At 68.4% G+C, this 22,198-nt stretch carries 20 protein-coding genes; 14 read left to right on the top strand and 6 right to left on the bottom strand.

Annotated features, from left to right (window positions below):
* Window positions 1-1,065, top strand: a complete 1,065-nt coding sequence (locus tag ACFQ9K_RS22045; RefSeq protein ID WP_378724200.1) for an amidohydrolase family protein — start codon at window positions 1-3, stop codon at window positions 1,063-1,065.
* Between the two features lie 101 nt (window positions 1,066-1,166).
* Window positions 1,167-2,390: an RtcB family protein gene (locus tag ACFQ9K_RS22040; protein ID WP_378724203.1), complete on the top strand. Its 1,224-nt coding sequence runs from the start codon at window positions 1,167-1,169 to the stop codon at window positions 2,388-2,390.
* 39 nt (window positions 2,391-2,429) lie between these two features.
* Here ACFQ9K_RS22040 and ACFQ9K_RS22035 read toward each other — a convergent pair whose 3' ends face one another.
* Window positions 2,430-2,912, bottom strand: coding sequence for a hypothetical protein (locus ACFQ9K_RS22035; protein WP_378725897.1), 483 nt, complete (start codon window positions 2,910-2,912; stop codon window positions 2,430-2,432).
* 114 nt (window positions 2,913-3,026) lie between these two features.
* Between ACFQ9K_RS22035 and ACFQ9K_RS22030 the strand changes: the two genes are divergently transcribed.
* Window positions 3,027-3,947: an alpha/beta fold hydrolase gene (locus tag ACFQ9K_RS22030; RefSeq protein WP_378725895.1), complete on the top strand. Its 921-nt coding sequence runs from the start codon at window positions 3,027-3,029 to the stop codon at window positions 3,945-3,947.
* A gap of 25 nt (window positions 3,948-3,972) precedes the next feature.
* Here the strand turns inward: ACFQ9K_RS22030 and ACFQ9K_RS22025 are convergent, their stop codons facing one another.
* Window positions 3,973-5,091, bottom strand: coding sequence for a GGDEF domain-containing protein (locus ACFQ9K_RS22025; RefSeq protein WP_378725893.1), 1,119 nt, complete (start codon window positions 5,089-5,091; stop codon window positions 3,973-3,975).
* 301 nt (window positions 5,092-5,392) lie between these two features.
* Here ACFQ9K_RS22025 and ACFQ9K_RS22020 point away from each other — a divergent pair, with 301 nt between their 5' ends.
* Window positions 5,393-7,516 (top strand): RecQ family ATP-dependent DNA helicase, encoded by a 2,124-nt coding sequence (locus ACFQ9K_RS22020; protein ID WP_378725891.1) that lies wholly within the window; start codon window positions 5,393-5,395, stop codon window positions 7,514-7,516.
* Window positions 7,517-8,275: 759 nt separating this feature from the next.
* On the opposite strand, the gene ACFQ9K_RS22015 is transcribed toward ACFQ9K_RS22020, so the two are convergent.
* Together ACFQ9K_RS22015 and ACFQ9K_RS22010 are read right to left on the bottom strand one after the other, a co-directional pair.
* On the bottom strand, window positions 8,276-8,584 hold the full coding sequence (locus tag ACFQ9K_RS22015; protein ID WP_223885149.1) for a hypothetical protein: 309 nt from the start codon (window positions 8,582-8,584) through the stop codon (window positions 8,276-8,278).
* Window positions 8,581-8,820 carry a DUF6364 family protein gene (locus tag ACFQ9K_RS22010; protein WP_378725889.1) on the bottom strand — a complete coding sequence of 80 codons (240 nt, stop codon included), beginning with the start codon at window positions 8,818-8,820 and terminating at the stop codon, window positions 8,581-8,583. Before ACFQ9K_RS22010 ends, ACFQ9K_RS22015 begins: the two co-directional genes overlap by 4 nt.
* 153 nt (window positions 8,821-8,973) lie before the next feature.
* On the opposite strand from ACFQ9K_RS22010, the gene ligD reads away from it, so the two are divergent.
* From ligD to ACFQ9K_RS21965, 9 genes are all read left to right on the top strand, one after another.
* A complete protein-coding gene (gene ligD / locus ACFQ9K_RS22005; protein WP_378725887.1) occupies window positions 8,974-9,948 on the top strand; it encodes a non-homologous end-joining DNA ligase in 975 nt (324 codons plus the stop codon).
* 87 nt (window positions 9,949-10,035) lie between these two features.
* Window positions 10,036-10,986: a D-isomer specific 2-hydroxyacid dehydrogenase family protein gene (locus tag ACFQ9K_RS22000; RefSeq protein ID WP_378725885.1), complete on the top strand. Its 951-nt coding sequence runs from the start codon at window positions 10,036-10,038 to the stop codon at window positions 10,984-10,986.
* A 209-nt stretch (window positions 10,987-11,195) separates the two neighbouring features.
* Complete coding sequence (locus tag ACFQ9K_RS21995; RefSeq protein WP_378725883.1) at window positions 11,196-11,552, top strand: nuclear transport factor 2 family protein; 357 nt, start codon at window positions 11,196-11,198, stop codon at window positions 11,550-11,552.
* Window positions 11,553-11,594: 42 nt separating this feature from the next.
* Window positions 11,595-12,014 (top strand): hypothetical protein, encoded by a 420-nt coding sequence (locus tag ACFQ9K_RS21990; protein ID WP_378725881.1) that lies wholly within the window; start codon window positions 11,595-11,597, stop codon window positions 12,012-12,014.
* A 138-nt stretch (window positions 12,015-12,152) separates the two neighbouring features.
* Window positions 12,153-13,139, top strand: coding sequence for an alpha/beta hydrolase (locus ACFQ9K_RS21985; protein ID WP_378725192.1), 987 nt, complete (start codon window positions 12,153-12,155; stop codon window positions 13,137-13,139).
* A gap of 2 nt (window positions 13,140-13,141) precedes the next feature.
* Entirely contained in the window at window positions 13,142-14,047 is a 906-nt protein-coding gene (locus ACFQ9K_RS21980) for an SDR family NAD(P)-dependent oxidoreductase (protein ID WP_378725194.1), read from the top strand.
* A 7-nt stretch (window positions 14,048-14,054) separates the two neighbouring features.
* Window positions 14,055-14,975 carry a ferritin-like domain-containing protein gene (locus ACFQ9K_RS21975; RefSeq protein WP_378725213.1) on the top strand — a complete coding sequence of 307 codons (921 nt, stop codon included), beginning with the start codon at window positions 14,055-14,057 and terminating at the stop codon, window positions 14,973-14,975.
* A 5-nt stretch (window positions 14,976-14,980) separates the two neighbouring features.
* Complete coding sequence (locus tag ACFQ9K_RS21970; RefSeq protein WP_378725196.1) at window positions 14,981-16,483, top strand: flavin-containing monooxygenase; 1,503 nt, start codon at window positions 14,981-14,983, stop codon at window positions 16,481-16,483.
* A gap of 116 nt (window positions 16,484-16,599) precedes the next feature.
* The gene (locus ACFQ9K_RS21965; RefSeq protein WP_378725198.1) at window positions 16,600-17,430 is read left to right on the top strand and encodes a MerR family transcriptional regulator; all 831 of its coding nucleotides are present in this window, start codon (window positions 16,600-16,602) and stop codon (window positions 17,428-17,430) included.
* A 5-nt stretch (window positions 17,431-17,435) separates the two neighbouring features.
* Here ACFQ9K_RS21965 and ACFQ9K_RS21960 read toward each other — a convergent pair whose 3' ends face one another.
* Window positions 17,436-18,200 (bottom strand): ABC transporter permease, encoded by a 765-nt coding sequence (locus ACFQ9K_RS21960; protein ID WP_378725201.1) that lies wholly within the window; start codon window positions 18,198-18,200, stop codon window positions 17,436-17,438.
* A 19-nt stretch (window positions 18,201-18,219) separates the two neighbouring features.
* Window positions 18,220-19,500: a glycosyltransferase gene (locus tag ACFQ9K_RS21955; protein WP_378725203.1), complete on the bottom strand. Its 1,281-nt coding sequence runs from the start codon at window positions 19,498-19,500 to the stop codon at window positions 18,220-18,222.
* A gap of 106 nt (window positions 19,501-19,606) precedes the next feature.
* Between ACFQ9K_RS21955 and ACFQ9K_RS21950 the strand changes: the two genes are divergently transcribed.
* The gene (locus tag ACFQ9K_RS21950) at window positions 19,607-22,162 is read left to right on the top strand and encodes a cytochrome P450 (RefSeq protein WP_378725205.1); all 2,556 of its coding nucleotides are present in this window, start codon (window positions 19,607-19,609) and stop codon (window positions 22,160-22,162) included.
* Window positions 22,163-22,198: the final 36 nt, after the last annotated feature.

Raw genomic sequence — 22,198 nt, 5'->3', positions numbered from 1 at the left:
GTGCTGACGGACGGCCTGACCCTGACCGATCACCACTGCCACGGCGTCGTCCCCCACGATCTGGATCGTCCCGGCTTCGAGCGACTACTCAGCGAAGGCCCCACCGGCACCTTCGATTCCGCGATCGGGCTCGCGGTCCGCCGCTGGTGCGCACCGGCCCTCGACCTCCCGCCGCACGTCGGCCCGGATGCCTACCTGACCCATCGAGCCGAGCTCGGCTGGCGCGAGGTCGCGACCCGCCTACTGGACGCCACCGGAACGACCAGCTGGTTCATCGACACCGGATTCGGCGGCGGCACAGCGGAATTCGGCGAACTCACCGATGGTGAAGTGCGCGAGGTGGTGCGCATCGAACAGGTCGCCGAGCAGGTCATCGCCGAGGTGGGCGCGGGCAGGACGGTGTTCGACCGGATCGAGGCGCGGCTGCGCGAGCGCGTCCGCAACGCCGTCGGGCTCAAGACGATCGTCGCCTACCGCTGTGGCCTGGATTTCCCGCTGCGCGATCGACCGCCGAAAGCCGTGTTTCCCGAGCATCGCCTCACCGACCCGGATCTGCTCGGCTGGCTGGTCGGACTCGGTGCCCGCATCGGCGCCGAATTCGGGCTGCCGCTGCAATTCCACACCGGATTCGGCGATACCGACCTACGCCTGCATCGTGCGGATCCGTTGCTGCTCACCGACTTTCTCCGGAAAACCGCGAACACCGGCGTGACCGTAATGCTGCTGCACTGCTGGCCATTTCATCGCAATGCGGCCTACCTGGCCCACGCCTTCGCGCATGTCCGGATGGATATCGGGCTCACCGTCCCCTACGTCGGGCAGCGCACCCAGGCCGTCCTCGCCGAAACGCTGGAACTCGCCCCGTTCCGTTCGCTGTGCTACTCGTCGGACGGTTACGGCCTGCCGGAACTGCATTTTCTCGGCGCGTTCTGGTGGCGCCGCGGGCTCGGCCGATTGCTCGACGAATGGATCGCCGAGGACCTGATCACCACCGCCGACGCCGAACGGCTGGCCACCGGCATCGCCCACATCAACGCCGAGGACGCCTACCCCGGCGCCCGCTGATCCCACGGGCAAATACTCGAGCGGCCCGGGTAGTTATTCGAGTGCGCTTATTCGCGTCGATCTTTACCGTTGACCAGGAAAACCAACGAAAGGATCGAACAATGTTTCCCGTCGAGCTGCGCGGCACCCGCGCGCAGACGCTTATGTGGGCCGAAGAGCACGCGATCGAGCAGGCCGCGTTGCAGCAGCTGCGGAATATCGCCGCGCTGAAATGGGTCCACGGCGTCCGCGTGATGCCGGACGTGCACCTCGGCAAGGGTGCGACGGTCGGCTCCGTGATCGCGATGCGGGACGCGGTGTGCCCGGCCGCCGTCGGCGTGGACATCGGCTGCGGCATGGAGAGCGTCAAGACCGACCTCACCGCCGCGGACCTGCCCGACGACCTGCGCTCGCTGCGGTCCCGGATCGAGGCGGCGGTCCCGGTCGGTTTCTCCGCGCACGACAGCTCGGTCAACGTGACCAAGCTGGGCGGCGAGGTCTCCGCGCTGGGCGCGAGCACCGCGACGCTGCGGGCGGGCTGGGAGAACTTCTGGCGTTCGTTCGCCGCGCTCGACGAGGGTGTGCAGACGCGAGAGGCCAAGGCGCACAAGCAGATGGGCACCCTCGGCGGCGGTAACCACTTCATCGAGGTCTGCCTGGATCAGGACGACGCGGTGTGGATTCTGCTGCATTCGGGCAGCCGCAATATCGGCAAGGAACTCGCCGAGCGGCACATGGCCGTGGCACGGACGCTGCCGCACAATGCCGATGCGCCCGACCGCGATCTCGCCGTATTCCTCTCCGGGACAACGGAAATGGACGCCTACCGGCGCGACCTCAGCTGGGCGCAGGAGTACGCCGCGCGCAACCGCGCGGTGATGCTCGCCCTGGTGTGCCGGGCGGTGCGCGACGAATTCGCCGAGCGCACGGTGCGTTTCGAGCAGCCGATCTCGTGCCACCACAACTATGTGGCCGAGGAGCTCATCGACGGTATCCCGATGCTGGTGACTCGCAAGGGCGCGGTCCGGGCCGGCGCGGGCGATCTCGCGCTGATTCCGGGCTCGATGGGCACCCGGTCATATGTGGTGCGCGGCAAGGGAAATCCGGCCTCGTTCCAGTCGGCCTCACATGGCGCGGGACGGCGGATGAGCCGCAATGCGGCGAAGCGGCAGTTCACCGTCGCCGATCTGGTCGCACAGACCGAGGGCGTCGAGTCGCGCAAGGACGCGGGCGTGGTCGACGAGATCCCGGCCGCGTACAAGGACATCGACGAGGTCATCGCCGCGCAGCGCGACCTGGTCGACGTCGTCGCGACGCTGCGCCAGGTGCTCTGCGTCAAGGGCTGAATTCGGGCCGCGCCCACCGCACGTGGGCGCGGCCCCGATTCACTTGCGCCGCAACGTGGCCGCGAACGCCGCGCCGATCAGGAACACCCCGGTGAGCAGCGCGAAGCCGTTCAATATCCAATTGTGCAGCGCCAGATGGAAATCGTCGGACAGCGCGGGCAGCTTCTCCACCTGCCGGTAGGTGTCGTCCGGGAAGAGAATGTGCAGGATCCCGGGGATCAGGCCCCACACCAGACCCGCGATCGCGGTACCCACCGGGGAGAACGCGGCCAGCGCCGCGACCAGGAACAGCAGCACCGCGCCACCGATGATCTGGAAGTTCGAACCCCAGCGATCCGCCGAGCTGCCCAGGATCACCCACTGCCTGGTGTCCAGCGCGCCGTGCGCGGATAGCCCGATCCCGATCGGCGTGATCACCAACGAGATCAGCGTGCCGGCCAGGGTCCGGCCGAAGCCGCTGCGACTCTGGAACTGGGTGCCCGGCGGTGACCAGCCCGCCGGCGGCTGGTATTGGCTCGACATGGTTGCCCTCCTGCGTGGACCCCGGTGGCGGGGGACCTCTGCGCCTTATTCTCCGCCGATCATGGTCATTTCGCGCCGAATGCCGCGCCGTCACCCGGCTGGTTACCATCGGGTATGCGCCAGCAGCAACGGGATTCCGGTCCGGCCTTCGCGGCGGCGGAAGCTCCCCCGGCGATTCCAGGGGTTCGCCGATCCTTCGTCACCGCACGCGGTGTGCGGTTCCATGTGACCGAGGGCGGGCCGACGGACGGTCGGCCGGTGCTGCTGCTGCACGGGTGGCCGCAACATCATTACGCGTACCGCCACCTACTGGCCGATCCGCCCGCAGGCTTGCGGATCATCGTGCCGGATCTGCCGGGTTACGGCTGGTCCGGACCGGCGCCGCACCGGTGGGCCAAAGAAGATGTGGCCTCCGATGTGCTGGCGCTGATCGACGAACTCGGGCTCGATCGGGTCCTGCTCGTCGGTCACGACTGGGGCGGCTACATCGGCCACCTCATGGTGTTGCGGGAGCCCGCGCGCTTCGACGGCTACCTGCCGCTGAACATCGCGCATCCATGGCAGACGACGCGCGGTTTCCTGCCGCATCTGTGGCGGTTCCTGCTCTACCAACCGGTCGTCGCCGCGTTCGGGAAAGTCCTGCACACGCGCACCAGGGTGCTCGACTGGATGCTGAGCAAAGCCGCCGAGAATCCCGCGGAGTTCGGGCCGGAAGTCATTCGCGTCTATACCGATCGGTTCCGCGATCCGCTGGTCGCCGATGCCGCGGTCGACACCTATCGCACGTTCCTGCTGCGTGAGCTGCCCCGCGCCGCCCGGCACGGGGAAACCCGCCGCGCCACCGTTCCGATCCGGGCCCTGTTCGGCATCGACGATGGCGCCGTGCATCATTCGCTGGCCGCCGCCGAGACCGCGCGGGCCGACGACTACACCCTCGAGCGGGTGGCGAACTGCGGGCACTTCATCGCCGAGGAGCGACCCGAACTGGTTCGCGCCCGCTTGATCGCCCTCGCCGAGGAAACCGCGCGCGGCTGAACGCTGGTGCGGCAGCGCCTGTTCCTCACGCCGACCGGGTCACATCGTGCGTGTCGATGCCCTGCAACGCCGTGATGTGCTCGACCACAATGGTATTGCCGCCCCGCTGTTTCGCCTGGTACATCGCACTGTCGGCACACCGGATCAGATCCTGCACCAGCTCCCGGCTGCGGCGGTAACCGTCGGCGCCCGCGTCGGCGACGGCGATGCCGATGCTGGCAGTAACCGAAATCGAGCCGACGGGTTCGGCGACCGCGCCGCGCAATCGCTCGGCGGCATCGATCGCGGTCGGCACGGGCAGGCGCGCGACGATCGCGAACTCCTCGCCGCCGAGCCGGGCGACGATGCTGTGCGCGGGCGCGGCGTGCTGCAGCCGATCGGCGGTGCGCACCAGCACCTTGTCGCCCGCGTGGTGCCCGAAGGTGTCGTTGACGGCTTTGAACCGATCCAGGTCGACCATCATGACGCACACCGGGATCGGACCGGAGCCGCCGACCATCATCGCGGAGTGGTACTCGAATCCGCGCCTGCTCAGCAATGTGGTCAACGGATCGCAGAGCATGTCCGACCGCAGCACCCAATAACAGAATTGCAGCCCTGGCGGCACCACCGTGGCCGCGACCATGCCGAGGATCATGATCACCGCCGAGGCGGCGTCGCCGACCCCGAACAGCGGAATCGACAGCACCACCGCCGAAGCCAGCGACCATCCCGTATGCGCGGCGAGCACCTGCGGGCTGTGGAAGGCGCTGACATAGATGCCGACGATCAACAGCAGCATCATGCCGACCGATCGGACCACATTGCCCGGACTCAGCACGCAGACCACCGTGATGCACACGTCGCCGATCACGAGCAGGCTCAGCGATTCCACCCGGCTCGGCCACGGCAACGCCCACCAGCGCACCACCCACACCACCGACAGTCCCACGATGCACCACAGCACCGTCCGGCCGAGCACGCTCTGCGGACCCGCCGACGACGTCACGGTCAGCACGCTGATCAGCGGCGTCGCCAGCCCGCACAGGCCGATCGCGAACTTCACCACGCCGAGTGCGGAGCGGTCGGCCAGCGCGTTCACCACCCAGCGGTAGTCGACGCCGTCGCGCCACCAGTCCCGCAGCAGCCGCAGGTAGTCGTTCATGACCGCGCCTCGCCGACGCTCGGCGCGGTCCCGCGCGGGGCACGCTGTGACCTGACTCGCTCGCTCATTCGACTCGTCCTCGGCGTCTACGGAAGCCTCGTATCGTCTCGAACCGCACTCACTCGTGGTGAACACCGCCGTGGCCGGGGATTTCGGCCACTCAGCAGCGATGCACGCAGTGTAAGACACCACGCGGCGCTTACCGAGAGTCCGACCGGTATCAATGCACAACATGCACGGCCGGGGCGGGCGCGCGCGACGAGCACGGTTCCTGTCGGTACCGTCGGGCACGATGGAGCGCATGACCACGGCGACCGATGTCCCGGCGATCGACCTCACCGCACCCGACCTTCGCGAGCGCGCGGAACAGCTGCTGCGCGAACTGGCCGGACCCGGCGCTCGGCTACGGGAGGACCAGTGGACCGCGATCGAGGCGCTGGTGGTGCAGCGGCGTCGCGCGCTGGTGGTGCAGCGCACCGGCTGGGGTAAATCGGCCGTCTACTTCATCGCCGCGAAACTACTGCGCGGGGCCGGCCGCGGGCCCACGGTGATCGTCTCGCCGTTGCTCGCGCTGATGCGCAACCAGGTCGCCGCCGCGCAACGGGCGGGTGTGGTTGCCGCGACGATCAATTCGGGCAATGTCACCGAATGGGACGAAATCCACACCCAGGTCGCCTCCGGCGAGGTCGACGTGCTGCTGGTCAGCCCGGAGCGGCTGAACAACCCGGACTTCCGCGATCAGGTGCTGCCGAAACTCGCGGCCGACGCCGGCCTGGTGGTGATCGACGAAGCGCACTGCGTGTCCGACTGGGGTCACGACTTCCGCCCCGACTACCGGCGGATCCGCACGTTGATCGCCGACCTCGGCTCGGATGTGCCGGTGCTGGCCACCACCGCTACCGCGAACGATCGGGTGGTCACCGATGTCGCCACCCAGATCGGCACCGACACCCTGGTGTTGCGCGGCACGCTGGATCGCGAATCACTGCACCTGTCGGTGGTGCGCTTCGACGACGCGGTGGAACGCACCGCCTGGCTCAGCGGGCACCTGCACAACCTCACCGGTTCCGGGATCGTCTACACGCTCACCGTCGCCGCCGCGCACGACCTGGCCGACGTGCTGAACTCGCACGGACACAATGTCGCGGCCTACACCGGGCAGACCGATCCGGCCGAACGGGAGGCGCTGGAGTCGGCGCTGTTGAACAACGAGGTGAAGGCGCTCATCGCCACCTCGGCGCTCGGAATGGGTTTCGACAAGCCCGATCTCGGGTTCGTCGTGCACGTCGGTGCGCCGTCGTCGCCCATCGCCTACTACCAGCAGGTGGGCCGCGCGGGCCGCGCGACCGAGCGCGCCGAGGTGGTGCTGCTGCCCGGACCCGAGGACGCGCGGATCTGGAGTTACTTCGCCTCCGTGGCGTTTCCGCGCGAGCACATCGTGCGCTCGGTGCTCGACGCGCTCGACCCGGACCGGGCGCTGTCCACGGCCGCGCTGGAACCGCTGGTCGAGTTGAACCGCTCGCGGTTGGAGATGGTGCTCAAGGTGCTCGACGTGGACGGGGCGGTGCGCCGGGTGCGCGGCGGCTGGATCTCCACCGGGCAGCCGTGGACCTACGACACCGAGCGGTATGCGCGGCTGTCCGAGGCGCGCGAGGTCGAGCAGCAGGCGATGGTCGATTATCAGTCGACCGGCGAGTGCCGGATGGAGTTCCTGCGGCGACAGCTGGATGACCCGGGTTTGACCGCGGGACAGTCGGATTCGGCCGGTTGCGGCCGGTGCGACAACTGCACGGGCACTCGGCCCGATGTGTCGGTGAACGCCGAGGCGGTCGCGGCCACCCGAGCTCGCCTCGACCGTCCGGGGCTGGACCTGAGTCCGCGCAAGCAGTGGCCGACCGGTATGGCGAAGCTCGGAATTCCGTTGTCCGGCAAGATCACCGGCGGGGCCGAGACCGGTCGCGTGCTCGGCCGGCTGACGGATCTCGGCTGGGGTCAGCGGCTGCGCGCCCTGCTCGACGGCCCCGACGATCCGATCCCCGAGAAGGTTTTCGAGGCCTGCGTCGCGGTGCTGCGCGACTGGAACTGGACCACGCGCCCGACATCGGTGATGGCCCTCGAGTCACACCGCTATCCGGTGCTGACCGCCACGCTCGCAGCGGGTCTCGCCGAGATCGGCCGCCTGCACGACCTGGGCACGCTGCCGACCCGCCCGGACCGCGCTCCGGTGTCCGCCGCGAACTCGGCACATCGTGTCGCCGGCCTGTACGACTCCTGGGACGTCCCCGACCTCACCGACGTCGAGGGCCCGATCCTGCTGGTAGACACCCTCTCCGACACCGGCTGGACCCTCACCCTCGCCGCCCACGCTTTGCGCACCGCAGGCGCCGACGCAGTACTCCCCTTCGCCCTCGCCTCGGTCACATAGGCCGGACCGTCCCCATCGAATCGAGTCAAAGGGTCGCTAGATGATCTTCAACAACGACCTTTTGACTCGACTCGATACGCGAACGACCATCCCCTCTCTTCCCAAGCCTCTCTGAACCGGACCACAAGCCGATGACCACGCTGGAACTCTCGCGTTGCCCATGCCAACTGGGTAAGTAGGTCGGGGACCCCGCCTGACGTGCTCAGCACTATCGATCATCTCTGGGAGCAGGCGCACCTGATTGCCAGGTAGACCCCCGGCATGTCCCAACGCGACCTGACGAGGGAAAGCTGAAGACCTACCCAGGTTTTCACTGGAGTAGTGCTGGGCACGTCGCCTGCCGTACCCGGCTTTAGGCGCATGTCGAGCACGCGGTGTCGAGTTCCAGCGTGGTCATCTGGCTGTGGTTGCGTCACAAACGCTTCGGACAAGAGCGGTCGGTCAGCGGCGGTTTCCGTGGTGGCTCGTAGTGGCACCCGCGGGCGGGCGCAGCTCAGGTGCGGGGGTCGGGGAAGGTGATTGTTTTGGGGTCGGGCTCGATTCGGCGGGTTGCGCTCAGGTGGTCGTCCGGGGGCAGGGGGCGTCGGGGTTCGCGGACGCCTGCGGTGCCGCCACCGCCTTCGCGCCCCGGCGGGCCACCGCCGGTGGTCACCTTGCCGCCCAACCATCTTCGAATCGCTCGCAATAGTTTTCTCATGAGTCCAGTGTGCGCGCCGGACCACCGGTGACAACGGTGTTCGCGGGCGGCGAAGCCGCTGGTTACAGGCTGAGGGTCGCGCGCAATCTGGCGTCGAGCGATTCCGATTCGCTGGTCGTCAGTTCGCCGAGTTGCTCGGTGAGCCACGGGCGGTAGGCGCGGTGTAGTTCGAGGGTGTCGGCCCAGCCGTGTTCGGTGTGCGTGGCCAGCACGTGGCCGGGGTCGGCGTCGCGCAGCGGGACCACGTGCAGCCAGCGATAGGGCGAGGTGATCACCGCGGAGTCGGAGACCAGCACCACCGACATGCGCCTGGGCAGCGGGGTGCCGTCGCGCAGTGCCGGGGAGTAACGCCAGACCTCACCCCGTCTCATGCGGCGCCGCGGGCGTCGGTCTCGGCGGCCTCCGTGACGTTCAAGTCGTCGTACGCGGCGGCCTGTTCGGCGGCGTCGTCGACGGACAGCTTGGCCAGGCTGTCGTGCACGAGCGCGGTGCGCAGGGAGGCGTTGATCACCGAGGACAGGCTGCGATTCTGCTGGTCGGCCGCCTGCTTTGCCCATTCGGCCACCTGCGGATCCAGCGTGACGGTCACCCGCGTCGCTTTGCCCATGCCTCCACCTCGCCACCGCTCGGCTCCGGAGCGAGCGAAGCACACCGGGCCGTGATTCGCTCGCGCATACCCTCATGCATACCCGTACGCAGCATATCGCGATGCGCGTTGTCGGACGGCGAACGGTCGGCCGGTTCGGCTATCGTCGGACCCGTGGCCAGTAAGGCTGCGGCGTCGGCGATCGAACTGGATGTCGGCGACCGCACGATCCGCATTTCGAATCCGGACCGGGTGTACTTCCCGGAGACCGGCGCGACGAAGCTCGACCTGGTGCAGTACTACCTGAGCGTCGGCGACGGCATCGTCCGCGCGCTGCGCGACCGGCCGTGCATGCTGCACCGCTTCCCGAAGGGCCTGGCCGGGGACAAGGTGCACCAGAAGCGGCTGCCCGCGGGCGCACCGGACTGGATCAACACGGTGCGCGTCTACTTCCCCCGCTACGGCAGGCATGCCGACGAGCTCTGCGTGCACGAACTGGCGGACGTCATCTGGGCCGTGCAGATGTCCACGGTCGAGTTCCATCCGTGGAACTCCCGCGCGGCCGACACCGAGCGCCCCGACGAGTGGCGCATCGATCTCGATCCGATGCCGGACTGCCCGTGGTCACGGGTGCAGCGGGTGGCCGGGGTCGCACACGAGGTGCTCGACGAGCTCGGCGCGGTCGGCTGGCCGAAGACCTCCGGTGGCAACGGTTTACACATCTACGTCCGCATCGCACCGAACTGGGGGTTCAAGGAGGTACGCCGGGCCGCGCTCGCCTTCGCCCGCGAGGTGGAGCGCCGCGCACCCGAGGACGTGACCACCACCTGGTGGCGCAAGGACCGCGACCCCAGGATGCTGTTCGTCGACTACAACCAGAACGCCCGCGACCACACCATCGCCGCCGCCTATTCGGTCCGCGGCGTCCCAACGGCCACCGTCTCCACCCCGATCCGCTGGGACGAGATCCCCGACGTCGACCCGCGCGACTTCACCATCAAGACCGTCCCCGCCCGCTTCGCCGACCTCGGCGACCTGCACGAGGGCATAGACGACACGGTCTTCGAGATCGACCAGCTGCTGGAATGGGCCGACCGCGACAAGGTCGACACCGACCTCGGCGCGGAAACCGATCTCGACGCCGACTGACCCGTAAACCCCACCGGCCGCGGTGCTAACGTCGCTGCGGCGCTGTCACCAGCGCACCCGCTGTACTGCTCTGAAGGAGGTCTGTCCATGAGCCGATCGGCAGTAGCGATAGCGATCGGGCCGGCCGACCCGCCGCCCGCGTTGCTGGTGAAGGCGGTCGAGGACGGCGGGGCGACGATCGCCGATCTGACCGAGGCGCGCGGGTTGATCTGGGCGGGGACGCCAGGGCAGTTCCCGGATGAGCTGCCGGACACGATCGAGTGGGTGCAGTTGCCCGCCGCCGGTGTCGAGGACTGGTTCACCGCGGGCGTGATCGCCGCCCACCCGAAGGTCCAGTTCACTTCTGCCGCAGGCGCTTTCGCCGCGAGCGTGGCCGAGCACGCGCTGATGCTGTTACTGGCCGGGGTGCGTTATCTGCCCGAGCAGCTGCGCGCGGGCAGCTGGCGGCAGCAGGATTTCTTCCCGCATATCGGTTCGCTGCGCGGCAAGACGGTCACCATCGTCGGCGCGGGCGGCATCGGACGGGCACTGATCCCGATGCTCACCCCGCTCGGCGCGCACGTGATCGCGGTCAACCGGTCCGGCCGTCCGATCACCGGCCCGGGCATCCCCGACACGATCGAGACGATCTCCACCGACCACCTCTCCCGGGTGTGGCCGCGCACCGACCATGTGGTCGTCGCCGCCCCGGCCACCGCGGCGACCCACCATCTCATCGACGCGGACGTGCTCGCCCGGCTGAAGCCGTCGTCCTGGGTCATCAATGTCGCCCGCGGCAGCCTGATCGACACCGATGCCCTGGTCACCGCGCTCGCCTCCGGCGCGATCGCCGGCGCGGGGCTGGACGTCACCGAGCCGGAACCGCTGCCCGACGGTCACCCACTCTGGGTACTGCCGAATGCCATTGTGACACCGCATGATTCGAACCCGCCCCAATTGCGTCTGGCCGCCTTCGCCGACCACGCGGGCGCGAACGTCGAACGCTTCGTCACCGGCAAAGACCTCCTGGCACCGATAGATCCCGACCGAGGCTACTAACCTCCCGCGCCGACGGGACATGGCCGCGGCAAGGTGCGAGTGAGCACGCCACCATGTCCCGTTGACCACGGTCGACCGGCGATGTACGTATACCTCGCCGAAAAGTACTTATAGATGACTGATTCGGGGCATCCCCCTGCGGCCATAACGTAGTTCCTGTCAGCGGGAACGACAACGAAACCGCAGCTCAGAGCCCCGAAGGAGCCATCATGAACACCATCGTCGCCCAGTACCTGGAAGCCTGGAACACCACCGACGCCGCCGACCGCAAGGCCGCCGTCGCCCGGGTCTTCACCGAGAACGCCGGCTACACCGATCCGCTGATGGCGGTCGCCGGCCACGACGCCATCGACGCCGGAATCGCCGCCGCGCAAGCACAATTCCCCGGCTGGACGTTCCGCCTGGCCGGCCCGGTGGACGCGCACCACGACCAGGTCCGCTTCACCTGGGAGCTCGGCCCGGCCGATGCCCCCGCGGTGGTCGTCGGCTTCGACGTCGCCGTGCTCGAGGACGGCCGCATCGCCAACGTGTACGGCTTCCTGGACAAGGTGCCCGCCGCAGCCTGAACCCGTTCCGCCCCAGCTTGATTCACTGAAGGAAACGCAACCATGACCACCACCGCCCCGTCCTACCTGTCCTCCGTCCTGGCCCCCGGCCCGCAGTTGCTCCGCCTCTCGCTCCGCCTGGATGCCGTGGTCACCGGCGTCAACGGCCTGGCCTACCTCGCCCTGGCCAAGCCACTGGAGTCACTGCTCGGCCTGGACACCGAGATCGGCATTCCGATCGGGATCTTCCTGACGCTGTACGGCGTGGCGGTGGCGATCATCGGCGCCAGGCAGACGATCAGCACCAATGCCACCCGCGTGGTGATCGCCGGCAACGCCGCCTGGGTCGTGGTCAGCCTCGCCGCCCTGATCGAAGGCGCGCTCGACCTGAATACGGTTGGTTCCCTCTGGACGGTCATGCAGGCGGCCACCGTCGGTGGCTTCGCCGCCCTGCAATCCCTGGGCCTGCGCAAAGCGCGCTGACCGCCGAACCGACCGACGACCGCGGTACCAGCAGACCTGCTGGTACCGCGGTCGTTTTCGCAGGTCAACACCGATCGCGATCAGCCTGCAATGAATGTGCCATTGACAACTGGCACATCCATGGATGATTCTGAGCGCATGACAAGGTCAACGAAGACCTCGATCCCCAGGGTGCCCGCTAGAGCCTCTGCGCGGGCCACGCTGGCCGCGACGGCCACCCAGATCGGGTTACGCCCGCTGAACAACGCGGTGCCGATGAATGCCCCCGGCGTCTGGTTCGCCCGCAAGCTGGTCGCCACCTTCATGGCGATCGGCGGCCCGGTCCCCCGCGGCACCACCATCACCCCGGTGCGCTCCGGGCCGGTGCGCGGCGAATGGGTCCGTGCGGCCGGAGTCTCCTTCGGCCGGCGCGCCGTCTATTACATCCACGGCAGCGCCTATGTCATCTGCTCGGCGCGCACCCATCGCGGGCTGGCCGCGCAGTTGTCGCGCAAGACCGGACTCCCGGTCTTCGTCGTCGACTACCGCCTCGCCCCGGAATATCGCTTCCCGGCAGCCGCCGACGATATCGAGGCTGGTTACCGCTGGTTGCTCGACCGCGGCTATGCCGCGAACGACCTGGTGATCGCCGGCGATTCGGCCGGCGGGCACCTGGCGCTCGACCTGCTCATCGAGAACAACCGGCAGCACATCCCCCAGCCGGCGGCGGTGGCGATGTTCTCGCCGCTGTTCGATCTCACCCTGAGGCTGGCCGCCGAACAGGAACGGCAGCAACGAGATCCGCTCATTTCCGCCGCGGCGGCAAGCCGGATGCCGCGCGAGTACACGAAGGGTCTGCCCGACGACCTGCCCCGGCTGCGGCTGACCGTGCCGGAGGGTATGCCCCTGCCGCCCATGCTCGTTCAGGTCGGCGGCGCGGAAATGCTCAGGGCCGACGCGCGCGCACTGTGCGCGACGGTGCGCGGCGCGGGCGGTAGCTGCGAACTAGAGATCTGGCCGGGTCAGGTGCACGTCTTCCAGGCGCTGCCGACGCTGGTGCCCGAAGCCGATCAGGCCCTGACCCGCGCGGCCGAGTTCCTGCGCGCGGCGCTGGCCGACCGCACTGTCTCCGAGAAGGTGAGCTGACTATGTTCGGACTGGAAAAGCTGCTGCCGCTTGGCAATCGGCCACGGCGCACGTACGGCGCGCGAGCGGTGGTGACCGGCGCGGGCAGCGGTATCGGCCGGGCCTTCGCACTGGAGCTCGCCGACCGCGGCGGGCAGGTGATCTGCGCCGACATCGACGAGGCCCGCGCCGATCAGACCGTCGCGCTGATCGAGCGCAAGCATCCCGGCACCGCGCACGCGTTCCGCTGCGATGTGGCCCAGCGCGAGGACGTGGAAAATCTTGCGCGCTTCGCCGAATCGCTGTTCGAACGCCCGGTCAGCCTGGTGATCAACAACGCGGGCGTCGGCATCGGCGGAAAGCGGGTCGGCCAGGTCGGTTTCACGGACTGGGAGTGGGCGCTCGGCATCAACCTGTGGGGTGTGGTGCACGGGTGTGAGGTATTCACGCCGCAGCTGCGCGCCGCGCGCCGGGGCGGGATCATCAATGTCGCCTCGGCCGCCGGGTTCGCCGCCGCGCCGTCGATGGCCGTCTACAACGTGTCCAAGGCGGGCGTGATGTCGCTGTCGGAGACGATGGCGGCCGAGCTGAGCGGCACCGGCGTCGCGGTCACCGTGCTGTGCCCCACGTTCGTGAAAACCAATGTGGCCAAGGACGGCCGGATCACCCAGCAGTCGGCCGGCCTGGCCGACACCCTCATGCGCTGGACCGGCTTCTCCCCCGAATACGTCGCCCGCAGCACCCTCGACGCGCACGACCGCGGGCAGCTGTATGTGCTGCCGCAGCTGGACGCCCACGTCGTCTGGCGGCTCAAGCGCTACTTCCCCGCCCAGTACACCTATGTCCTCGGCCTCCTGGACCGGGTTCTGCCCCAGGACAACTCGCCTTCCACCGACCGCACGTCGGTCACCGACAAGACAGGAGTCTGACATGGCCATCACGATGGACTTCGACGACATGCTCGCCAAGATCAAAGACCGGCAGTGGGCGCTGGCCGACATCGATTGGGACGCACCGGGTGCCGAGACGATCACGCCCGAGCTGCACGCCAAGCTCAAGCCGTTCATGGCCGATCTGATGTGGATCGAGAACGTCGGCGCGCGCGGCTTCGCCGCCATGGCGAAGAAGGCGCCCACCGAGACGCTGCGCGAGATCTACCGCTACTTCCACGCCGAAGAGCAGCGGCACGCCAATGCCGAACTGGCACTGATGCGGCGCTGGGGCATGCTCGACGGCGACGAGATCCCGCAGCCGAACGTGAACGTCAAGCTGGTGATCGACTTCCTGGACAAGTACGCCGACGGCATGTCGCTGTCGTTCCTTGGCACCGTCATCCCGATGCTCGAGGTCGCGCTGGACGGCGCGCTGGTCAAGTTCATCATGGACGAGATCCACGACCCGGTCTGCCAGGACGTCTTCAAGAAGATCAACAACGACGAATCCCGGCACCTGGCCGTCGATTTCGCGGTGATGGACGTGCTCGGTCACGCACAGATCCGCAAGCTCGCCACCGATCTCATCGGCGGCTGGCTGAAGCCGTCGCTGATCATCGGCGTGCTGAGCTATGTGCCGCTGCTGAACAAGATGCGCGACAACATCGTCGAAATGGGCGTCGACGAGGAGAAGCTGTACTCGGCGCTCAAGCGCTACGCCAACGTCGGTGAGCGCAGCGAGTTCGCGCGCAGGCTGCCGATGTATCAGCTGGTGAAGCTGCAGGGCGGCTGGGTGATCGACCGCGGGCACCCGTACCACCTGTTCGCCGACGCGCTGGTGAAGATCACCGCCAGGGTGCCGAAGGCACTGCTGCGCAGGGACCCGACCTGGGTCAAGGAAGTCACCTACGAGCCGGCGGCATAGGGCAGATGAGTAATCAGACATTGGACATCGCCATCATCGGCGGCGGGTTCGCCGGTATCGGCGCCGCGATTCGCCTGAAACAGAAGGGAATCGACGGGTTCGCCATCTTCGAACGCGGCGACGCGATCGGCGGCACCTGGCGCGACAACACCTATCCCGGTGCGGCGTGTGACATTCCGTCGCGGCTGTACTCCTACAGCTTCGCGCCGAATCCGGACTGGTCGCACACCTACTCGGGCAGCAACGAGATCCTCGGCTACATCGAGTCGATGGCCGCCGAGTTCGGGCTCGGACCGCATTTCCGGTTCGGCAGCAACGTGTCCGGCCTCGTCTTCGACGAGGAGGCCGGGCAGTGGGAGATCAGCATCGACGGCCAGGACACGGTGCGGGCCCGCGCGGTCGTGCTCGCCTCGGGACCGTTGGCCAATGCCAGCTTTCCGAACATCCGCGGGATAGACGACTACGCGGGGCACAAGATCCACAGTGCCCGTTGGGATCACGACTACGACTTCACCGGTAAGAAGGTCGCCGTCGTCGGCACCGGTGCGAGCGCGGTGCAGATCATTCCCGAGCTGGTCGACAAAGCGGCCTCGGTCAAGGTCTTTCAGCGGACACCGGGTTGGGTGCTGCCCCGGGTCAACCGGCGCACCAACGCGGTGACCAAGGAGATCTATCGCCGAGTGCCCGCCGCCGAGCAGCTGGCGCGGCAGGCCTGGTTCTACGGGCACGAGTCGGTCGCCCTGGGCGTCGTCTGGAACACGCCGCTGACCAGGGTCGTCGAACTGGTCGGCAAGGCCCAATTGCGCAGGCAGGTCAAGGATCCCTGGCTGCGCCGCCAGCTGACGCCGGACTTCCGGGCGGGCTGCAAGCGGCTGCTGATGACCGACGACTACTACCCGGCGCTGCAACGGGACAACTGCAAGCTGATCACCTGGCCCATCGCCAAGCTCTCCGAGCGCGGCATCCGGACCGCGGAAGGCGTTGAGCACCAGGCCGATTGCATCGTCTTCGCGACCGGCTTCGATGTGTCCAAGACCGGCACCCCGGTTCCGGTCGTCGGCCGCGACGGCCGGGTGCTGGCCGACGAATGGTCGGGCGGCGCGTACGCCTACAAGAGCGTCGCGGTGTCGGGTTACCCGAACCTGTTCCTCACCTTCGGGCCGAACTCGGGGCCGGGTCACAACTCCGCGCTGGTGTACATGGAGGCGCAGATCGACTACCTGGTGAGTGCCATCGGCACCATCCTGGAGCAGGATCTGCGCGTCCTCGACGTCCGCAAGGACCGGCAGGACCGCTACAACGCGGGCATGCAGCGCAGGCTGACCGCCACCACCTGGAACTCGGGCTGCCGCAGCTGGTACCTGACCGAGGACGGGTTCAACGCGACCATGTATCCGGGGTTCGCCACGCAGTACGTCAACCAGCTGCGGACCGTGGACCTCGCCGACTACACGGTGGTCGCCGCGGATCGCAGTTCACGCAGGCCCCGGATCGCGGCGGTTTCCTAGATGACGGGCGCCGGCGACCTTGGCGATAGACTCGGTCGATCACGCGGCGTGAGCGACGGCCCCGGAGGCGGTGGCTCGCGTGCCCACGGAGGTTCCGTGGACCCCGCGATCGAATATTGACCGGGCTGTTCGGTCGCCGGCACACCGGCGTCGTGGTGGGCGAGGAGGTGGAATCGATGGAGTACCGGATCGATGACCTCGCGCGCGCCGCGGGCACCACCACCCGCAATGTGCGTGCGTATCAGGAACGTGGACTGCTGCCCCCGCCGGTCGGCAAGGACGGCCGGGCCAGCATCTACGACAACTCACACCTGGAACGACTGCGGCTGATCGACGCGCTGCTCCAGCGCGGCTTCACCACCTCGCACATCGGCGACTTCATCACCAGCTGGGAAACCGGCAAGGACCTCACCGAGGTGCTCGGCCTGCAACACGCGGTGACCGCGTCCTGGGCCAAGGACGAGACATTCGAGGTGCCGCGCGAGCTGATCGGCACCATCCTCGGCGCCGAGGCCGACGAGCTGGTCGACCGGCTGCGCGAGATGAAGCTGGTCCGGCTGGAGGGTGACACCGTCGTGTTCACCGAAACCCAGCTGCTCACCTCGTTCGCCGAGTTGCACGAGTACGGCCTGGAACTGCGCACGCTCATCGAGATCTACGCCAAGGTCGCCGACCGCATCGACGACATCACGCACATCATGATCACCGCCGCCAAGCAGCACATCATCGATGAGCACGGCCCCGGCTGGCTCCCCGACACCAGCAGCGAGATCGCCGACACCACAACAATGTTGAGCAAGATGCGCGAACTCGCCGTCGCCTCGGTGCACTCCACCCTGGCCCGCTCGCTCGACGTCACCCTGCGCCACGAGCTCGGCGACTACCTCGCCACCGCCGCCGAACGCGAACGCGCGCGATCGGATTCGCGCCCCGACACTTCGGCCTAGCGATCTCAGTTCCGTGACTTACGGGCGAAGATCATTGCGGCGCAGATATATCCGATGATCGCCAGACCGACCGACCAGAGCACGGCCAGTAGCGCGCTGCCCGCCACACCACCGGTGAGCAAATTTCGGAGCGTATCGATCACCGGGGTCGCGGGCTGGTTTTCGGCGAACCCGCGGAGCCAGGTCGGCATGGAGCCGGTGGGCACGAAGGCGCTGCTGATGTACGGGATGAACATGATCGCGTAGGTGAACCCGCCTGCCGCCTCGGGGTTTTGCGCCAGCAGGCCCAATGCCACCGCGATCCAGGTGATCGCGTGCACGAAGAGCAGGATTATCGCGAGTGCGCCCAGCCACGCGAAAAAGCCGGTGTCCGAGCGGAATCCCAGGATCGTGCCGACCACCAGCACGATGACGACGGCGATCAGGTTGCGCACGACGCCTTCGCCCACGTGCCCGGCGAGCAGTGCCTGCCGGAAGATGGGCAAGGTCCGGAATCGGTCCACCGCGCCGGTGCGCAGATCGGTGGCCACCGCGGTCGCGGTGATCGAGGCGCCGAATCCGGTGCACAGCAGGATGATTCCGGGGATCACGTAATCGATGTACGGGCCGTCCACCTGGATCGCGCCGCCGAACACATAGACGAACAGCAGCATGATCAGCACCGGCAGCAGCAGCGAGATCAGCAGCGTGTCCCGGCTGCGCAGGGTATGCCGCACCGCGCGCCGGAACATGACGGCGGAATCGGTGACGGCCGTTACCGGCGCGCTCATGCCGCCGCCGCGGTCCTGCTCACCCGGCGGCCGCTTCGACGATATCGGCGGTTCGGGGAGTCGCATCGGCGTGCGATTGCAGCTCACCGGCGAGGGCTTTCGCCCGCTGCGCGGTGCCCTGTTCCAGCAGCGTCCGCACCCCCGCCGCCAGCCGATCGCGGTCGAGTTTGCGGAAACTCAGGTGGGCGCCGACGCCGAGCCGTTCGACCTGCCCACCCCACATCGGCTGGTCGAACGACACCGAACAGACCAGCGTCGGCAGCCCGGCCCGCAGGCTCTCGAAGGTGGTGCCGATGCCGCCGTGATGCACCGCGGCGGCGCACACCGGAAAGATGATGTCGTGCGCGACCGGGCCGACCACCTTGACCCGGGCACTGGTCTGCGCGTCGGCGGCGGCCAGATCGCTCCAGCCCGCACTCACCAGGCCACGGATGCCGAGGCTGGCGCACACCTCCTCGACCAGGGCCAGCACGGCGTGGGTGTCGCGGATGGGCATGCTGCCGAAGCCGAAGTACACCGGCGGCTCGCCCTCGGCGATCCAGGCGATCACCTCGCCGTGATCGGCGGCGAGCTCGCCGAGTGCTTCGCGCGCGGTCCGCTCCAGCGGCAGGAAGCCGACCAGCGGCCTGCGCGCGCCCCACTCCTCGGCCAGGCCGGGGACCAGCGCGGGGTCGTAGATCTGGACCTCGGGCACCCCGTCGCGTTCGAGCACGGCCGCCGGACTGGCGGTCGAGCGCGGCAGGCCGAGTTCCCGGCGCAGCTGGTTCAGGTACTTCATGAAGACGACGCGGCGCAGATTCTCGGCGAGCAGCCAGGTGGCTCGGTTGACCACCCCCGGCGGCTGCCAGTCCGCCGGCAGCGCACCGGGGAACGGGTACGCGGCGTTCGTGCGGCACGGGAAGCCGTGCAGCGAGACCAGCGGCACCCGCATCGCCTCGGCGACCGACGCGGCGCGGTCCTCGGTGAGCATCGTGGCGACGATGATGTCCGCGCCGGCGCAGACGTCGATCACCTCGCGGTTCATCTGCTCGGCGTAGTCGGCCATCTGCTTGCCGACGAGTTGCATGAGCCGGAAGCTGCTGCCCGCGGCGAGCGCCTTCTGGCCTTCGTCGGAGGCGTAGAGCTGCTGCACGTCCGGCCCGCAGCTGACCGCGGACAGGCCGGTGCGGGTGGCGAAGTCGACCAGGTTGGGCGGCGCGCCGAGCAGCACGTCGTGGCCGCGTCTGCGCAGCTCGAGACCGAGCGCCACCGCGGGTTGGACATCGCCGCGGGTGCCCGTCAACGGAATCGCCACTCTCATGCCAGCTCCTGTACTCGGCGGGCGCCCCCGCAGTCGTCGGGCCGCGGGTCGGCGACTCGTCGTTCATCCAGCATGCGCATGGTGCACATGTCCGTACCGTGGTCGCATGCACGTCGCGCTGTTCACGGACTTTCATCCCGCGACCCTCGGCGGGATCCAGACCTCGGTACACGCCCAGCGTCGCGGGCTCGAGCGGCTCGGCCACCGCGTCACCGTGTTCACCGCGCCCACGCCGGAATCTACCGAATCGGAGCAGGACATTGTGGTCCTTTCCGCACTCGGCGGGGTTGTGGTCAACGGTTTCGCCATGGTGTTGCCCACTCCGGCGAACAACCGGTTGATCGACGCGGTCTTCGCCGAACGCGGGCCGATCGACGTCGTGCACACCCAGACCACCTATGGCGTGGCCATCGCCGGGCTGCGGGCGGCGCGGCGGCACGGGATTCCGGTGGTGCACACGGTGCACAGTCGCGATGATGTGTTCATCGCCAACACCTCCCCCGTGCCGTACCTGTCCGCGCTCACCATGCGCGCGCTGCACGGGCGTTTCGTCTCGCATCGCGGGAAGATGCCGCGCAACAACGAGTCCCGCGCGGCGCGGCATGCCTGGCGGACGATGGTCGCGCAGGCGCAGGCCGCCGATCGGGTGATCGTGCCGACCGCGCATTTCGCCACGCGCATTCTGGCGCACGGGCTCGATCGGCCGATTCGGGTGATCTCCAACGGAATCGATGACGAGTTGCTCGACGAGGCACGGACTCTCGAGCCCGAAGCCGGGAACGGTCCACTGCGAATCCTGTGGTGTGCCAGGCTGTCCGGGGAGAAGCGGCTACTCGAAGCCATCGAGGCGGTGCGGCGCGTCGAGAACTGCACGTTCGACATCTACGGCTCGGGCGAGCTGTACGCGCGGGCGCGGGCGGCGATCGAGAGCGGCGGCCTGGACCACCGCGTGCGGCTGCACGGCGGGGTCAGCCAGGCGGACTGCCTGGCCGCCATGGCGGCGCACGACGTATTGCTCTTTCCCTCATCGGGTTTCGATACCCAGGGCATGGCCCTGCTGGAGGCGGTGACGATGCGGCTGCCCGTCGTCTACTGCGATCCGGATCTGGCCGAGACGGTGCCCGAGGGCGGCGGGGTCTGCACGCGCGACCCATCCGTGGCGGCGCTCGCCGATTCGCTGCGCGAACTCGCCGAGCACCCGGAACACTTGGCGCCGATGCGCAAGGTCCTCACCGATCACGCCGACGACGCCCGGCAGTCCCGTCTCACCGAGGCCGTCCTGTCGATCTACACCGACCTGGCCAGAGGTACGAAAACCGCTATGCCACAGATCATTCCGAATGTGCCCACCGCCCCTGGCCGACTCCCCCTGCTCGGCCACAGCGTAGCGGCATTGCGCGACGGGCTGAAGTTCGTCACGTCGCTGGCCGGCGTCGGCCCGATCGTCCGGATCTATCTCGGGCCGCGACCCGCCTACGTGCTCACCACCCCCAAGCTCATTCGCGAGGTGAGCTTCGGTGCGGCGGGCGAATTCCACCGCGAGGAGCTGCGGGACGCGATCCAGGAGGTGATCCGCGGCGCGTCCAATGTGCTCAGCGGCAAGCCGCACGAGCTGCGCCGCCGGATGATCGCGCCCGCGCTGCGGCAGCGCCGGCTGGCCGAATATGCCGTGGTCGTCGCCGATTTGGCGAACACCTGGTCGGCATCGTTACGGCCGGGCCGGCAACTGAATCTGGTCGACGAGGCACACCGGCTCGTCCTCGACACCATCTCCTCGACCCTGTTCACCGCCGAGTTCGGCGCGGACGCGAAACGGGAAGTGCAGCAGACCATTCCGTGGCTGCTCGGCCAGGTGATCCAGCGCGCGGCGTTGCCGCCGCCGGTGCGCCGCCTGCGCGTCGTGGCCAACCGCCGGTTCACCGCCAAGTCGCATCGGCTGCGCGCCGAGATCGGCGCCGTGGTCGCCGAATACCGCCGCGCCGACCGGGATTTCCACGATGTGCTGTCCGCGCTGGTGCGGCACAGCGACCCGGAGACCGGTACCCGGCTGTCGGACGAGGAGATCATCGACGAGCTGCTGCTCATGCTCGCGGCCGGCGTCGGCTCGACCGCGTCCATCCTCGGCTGGGTCTGGCACGAGGTCATGCGCAATCCGGACATCGCCGCCGAATTGCGCCGCGAGCTGGACGATTTCGTCGGCGACGGGCCGGTCCCGCCCGACCGCGTCGCCGAGCTGCCCTACCTGCGGCTGGTGGTGCTGGAGACCCTGCGGTTCTGGGGGCCGTGGGTCAGCACGCACACCGCGGACGGTCCGGTCACGCTCGGCGGCACCACGCTGCCCGACGGCGCCATGGTGGTGTACAGCCCGTACATGATCCATCACAACGCGCACTACTACCCGGACCCGGAAACCTTCGACCCCGATCGCTGGTTCCCCGGCCGGGTCGAGGAGATCGACAAGCAGGCGATCCTGCCGTTCGGGGTGGGCAACCGGCACTGCCCGGGCAACAACTTCGCGCTGATGACGATCACGCTCGCGACCGCCGCCCTGTTCGCTCGGTGGGAGCCGGTCGCCGACCCCGGCTACCAGGTGAAGCCGTCGAATCGTGACTTCGTCGCCGCCCCGTCCCGGCTGCCGGTGGTGCTGCGGGCCCGCCCATGACCGGCCGCGGGTGCGTCCGGCGCCGATGAGTTCCGC

It is taken from the genome of Nocardia sp. NPDC056564, assembly GCF_042793755.1.
Taxonomy (GTDB): domain Bacteria; phylum Actinomycetota; class Actinomycetes; order Mycobacteriales; family Mycobacteriaceae; genus Nocardia.
This window is presented reverse-complemented; position numbering and strand designations above follow the sequence as displayed.

Bases quoted from the DNA above. Each gene is read 5' to 3' on its own strand.
- ACFQ9K_RS21970 (WP_378725196.1), top strand. From the start codon at position 14,981: ATGAGTAATCAGACATTGGACATCGCCATCATCGGCGGCGGGTTCGCC.
- ACFQ9K_RS22025 (WP_378725893.1), bottom strand. From the start codon at position 5,091: ATGAACGACTACCTGCGGCTGCTGCGGGACTGGTGGCGCGACGGCGTC.
- ACFQ9K_RS21990 (WP_378725881.1), top strand. From the start codon at position 11,595: ATGACCACCACCGCCCCGTCCTACCTGTCCTCCGTCCTGGCCCCCGGC.
- ACFQ9K_RS21980 (WP_378725194.1), top strand. From the start codon at position 13,142: ATGTTCGGACTGGAAAAGCTGCTGCCGCTTGGCAATCGGCCACGGCGC.
- ACFQ9K_RS21955 (WP_378725203.1), bottom strand. From the start codon at position 19,500: ATGAGAGTGGCGATTCCGTTGACGGGCACCCGCGGCGATGTCCAACCC.
- ACFQ9K_RS22010 (WP_378725889.1), bottom strand. From the start codon at position 8,820: ATGGGCAAAGCGACGCGGGTGACCGTCACGCTGGATCCGCAGGTGGCC.
- ACFQ9K_RS21995 (WP_378725883.1), top strand. From the start codon at position 11,196: ATGAACACCATCGTCGCCCAGTACCTGGAAGCCTGGAACACCACCGAC.
- ACFQ9K_RS22040 (WP_378724203.1), top strand. From the start codon at position 1,167: ATGTTTCCCGTCGAGCTGCGCGGCACCCGCGCGCAGACGCTTATGTGG.
- ACFQ9K_RS22015 (WP_223885149.1), bottom strand. From the start codon at position 8,584: ATGAGACGGGGTGAGGTCTGGCGTTACTCCCCGGCACTGCGCGACGGC.
- ACFQ9K_RS22020 (WP_378725891.1), top strand. From the start codon at position 5,393: ATGACCACGGCGACCGATGTCCCGGCGATCGACCTCACCGCACCCGAC.
- ACFQ9K_RS22000 (WP_378725885.1), top strand. From the start codon at position 10,036: ATGAGCCGATCGGCAGTAGCGATAGCGATCGGGCCGGCCGACCCGCCG.
- ACFQ9K_RS22030 (WP_378725895.1), top strand. From the start codon at position 3,027: ATGCGCCAGCAGCAACGGGATTCCGGTCCGGCCTTCGCGGCGGCGGAA.
- ACFQ9K_RS21950 (WP_378725205.1), top strand. From the start codon at position 19,607: ATGCACGTCGCGCTGTTCACGGACTTTCATCCCGCGACCCTCGGCGGG.
- ACFQ9K_RS21985 (WP_378725192.1), top strand. From the start codon at position 12,153: ATGACAAGGTCAACGAAGACCTCGATCCCCAGGGTGCCCGCTAGAGCC.
- ACFQ9K_RS21960 (WP_378725201.1), bottom strand. From the start codon at position 18,200: ATGAGCGCGCCGGTAACGGCCGTCACCGATTCCGCCGTCATGTTCCGG.
- ACFQ9K_RS22035 (WP_378725897.1), bottom strand. From the start codon at position 2,912: ATGTCGAGCCAATACCAGCCGCCGGCGGGCTGGTCACCGCCGGGCACC.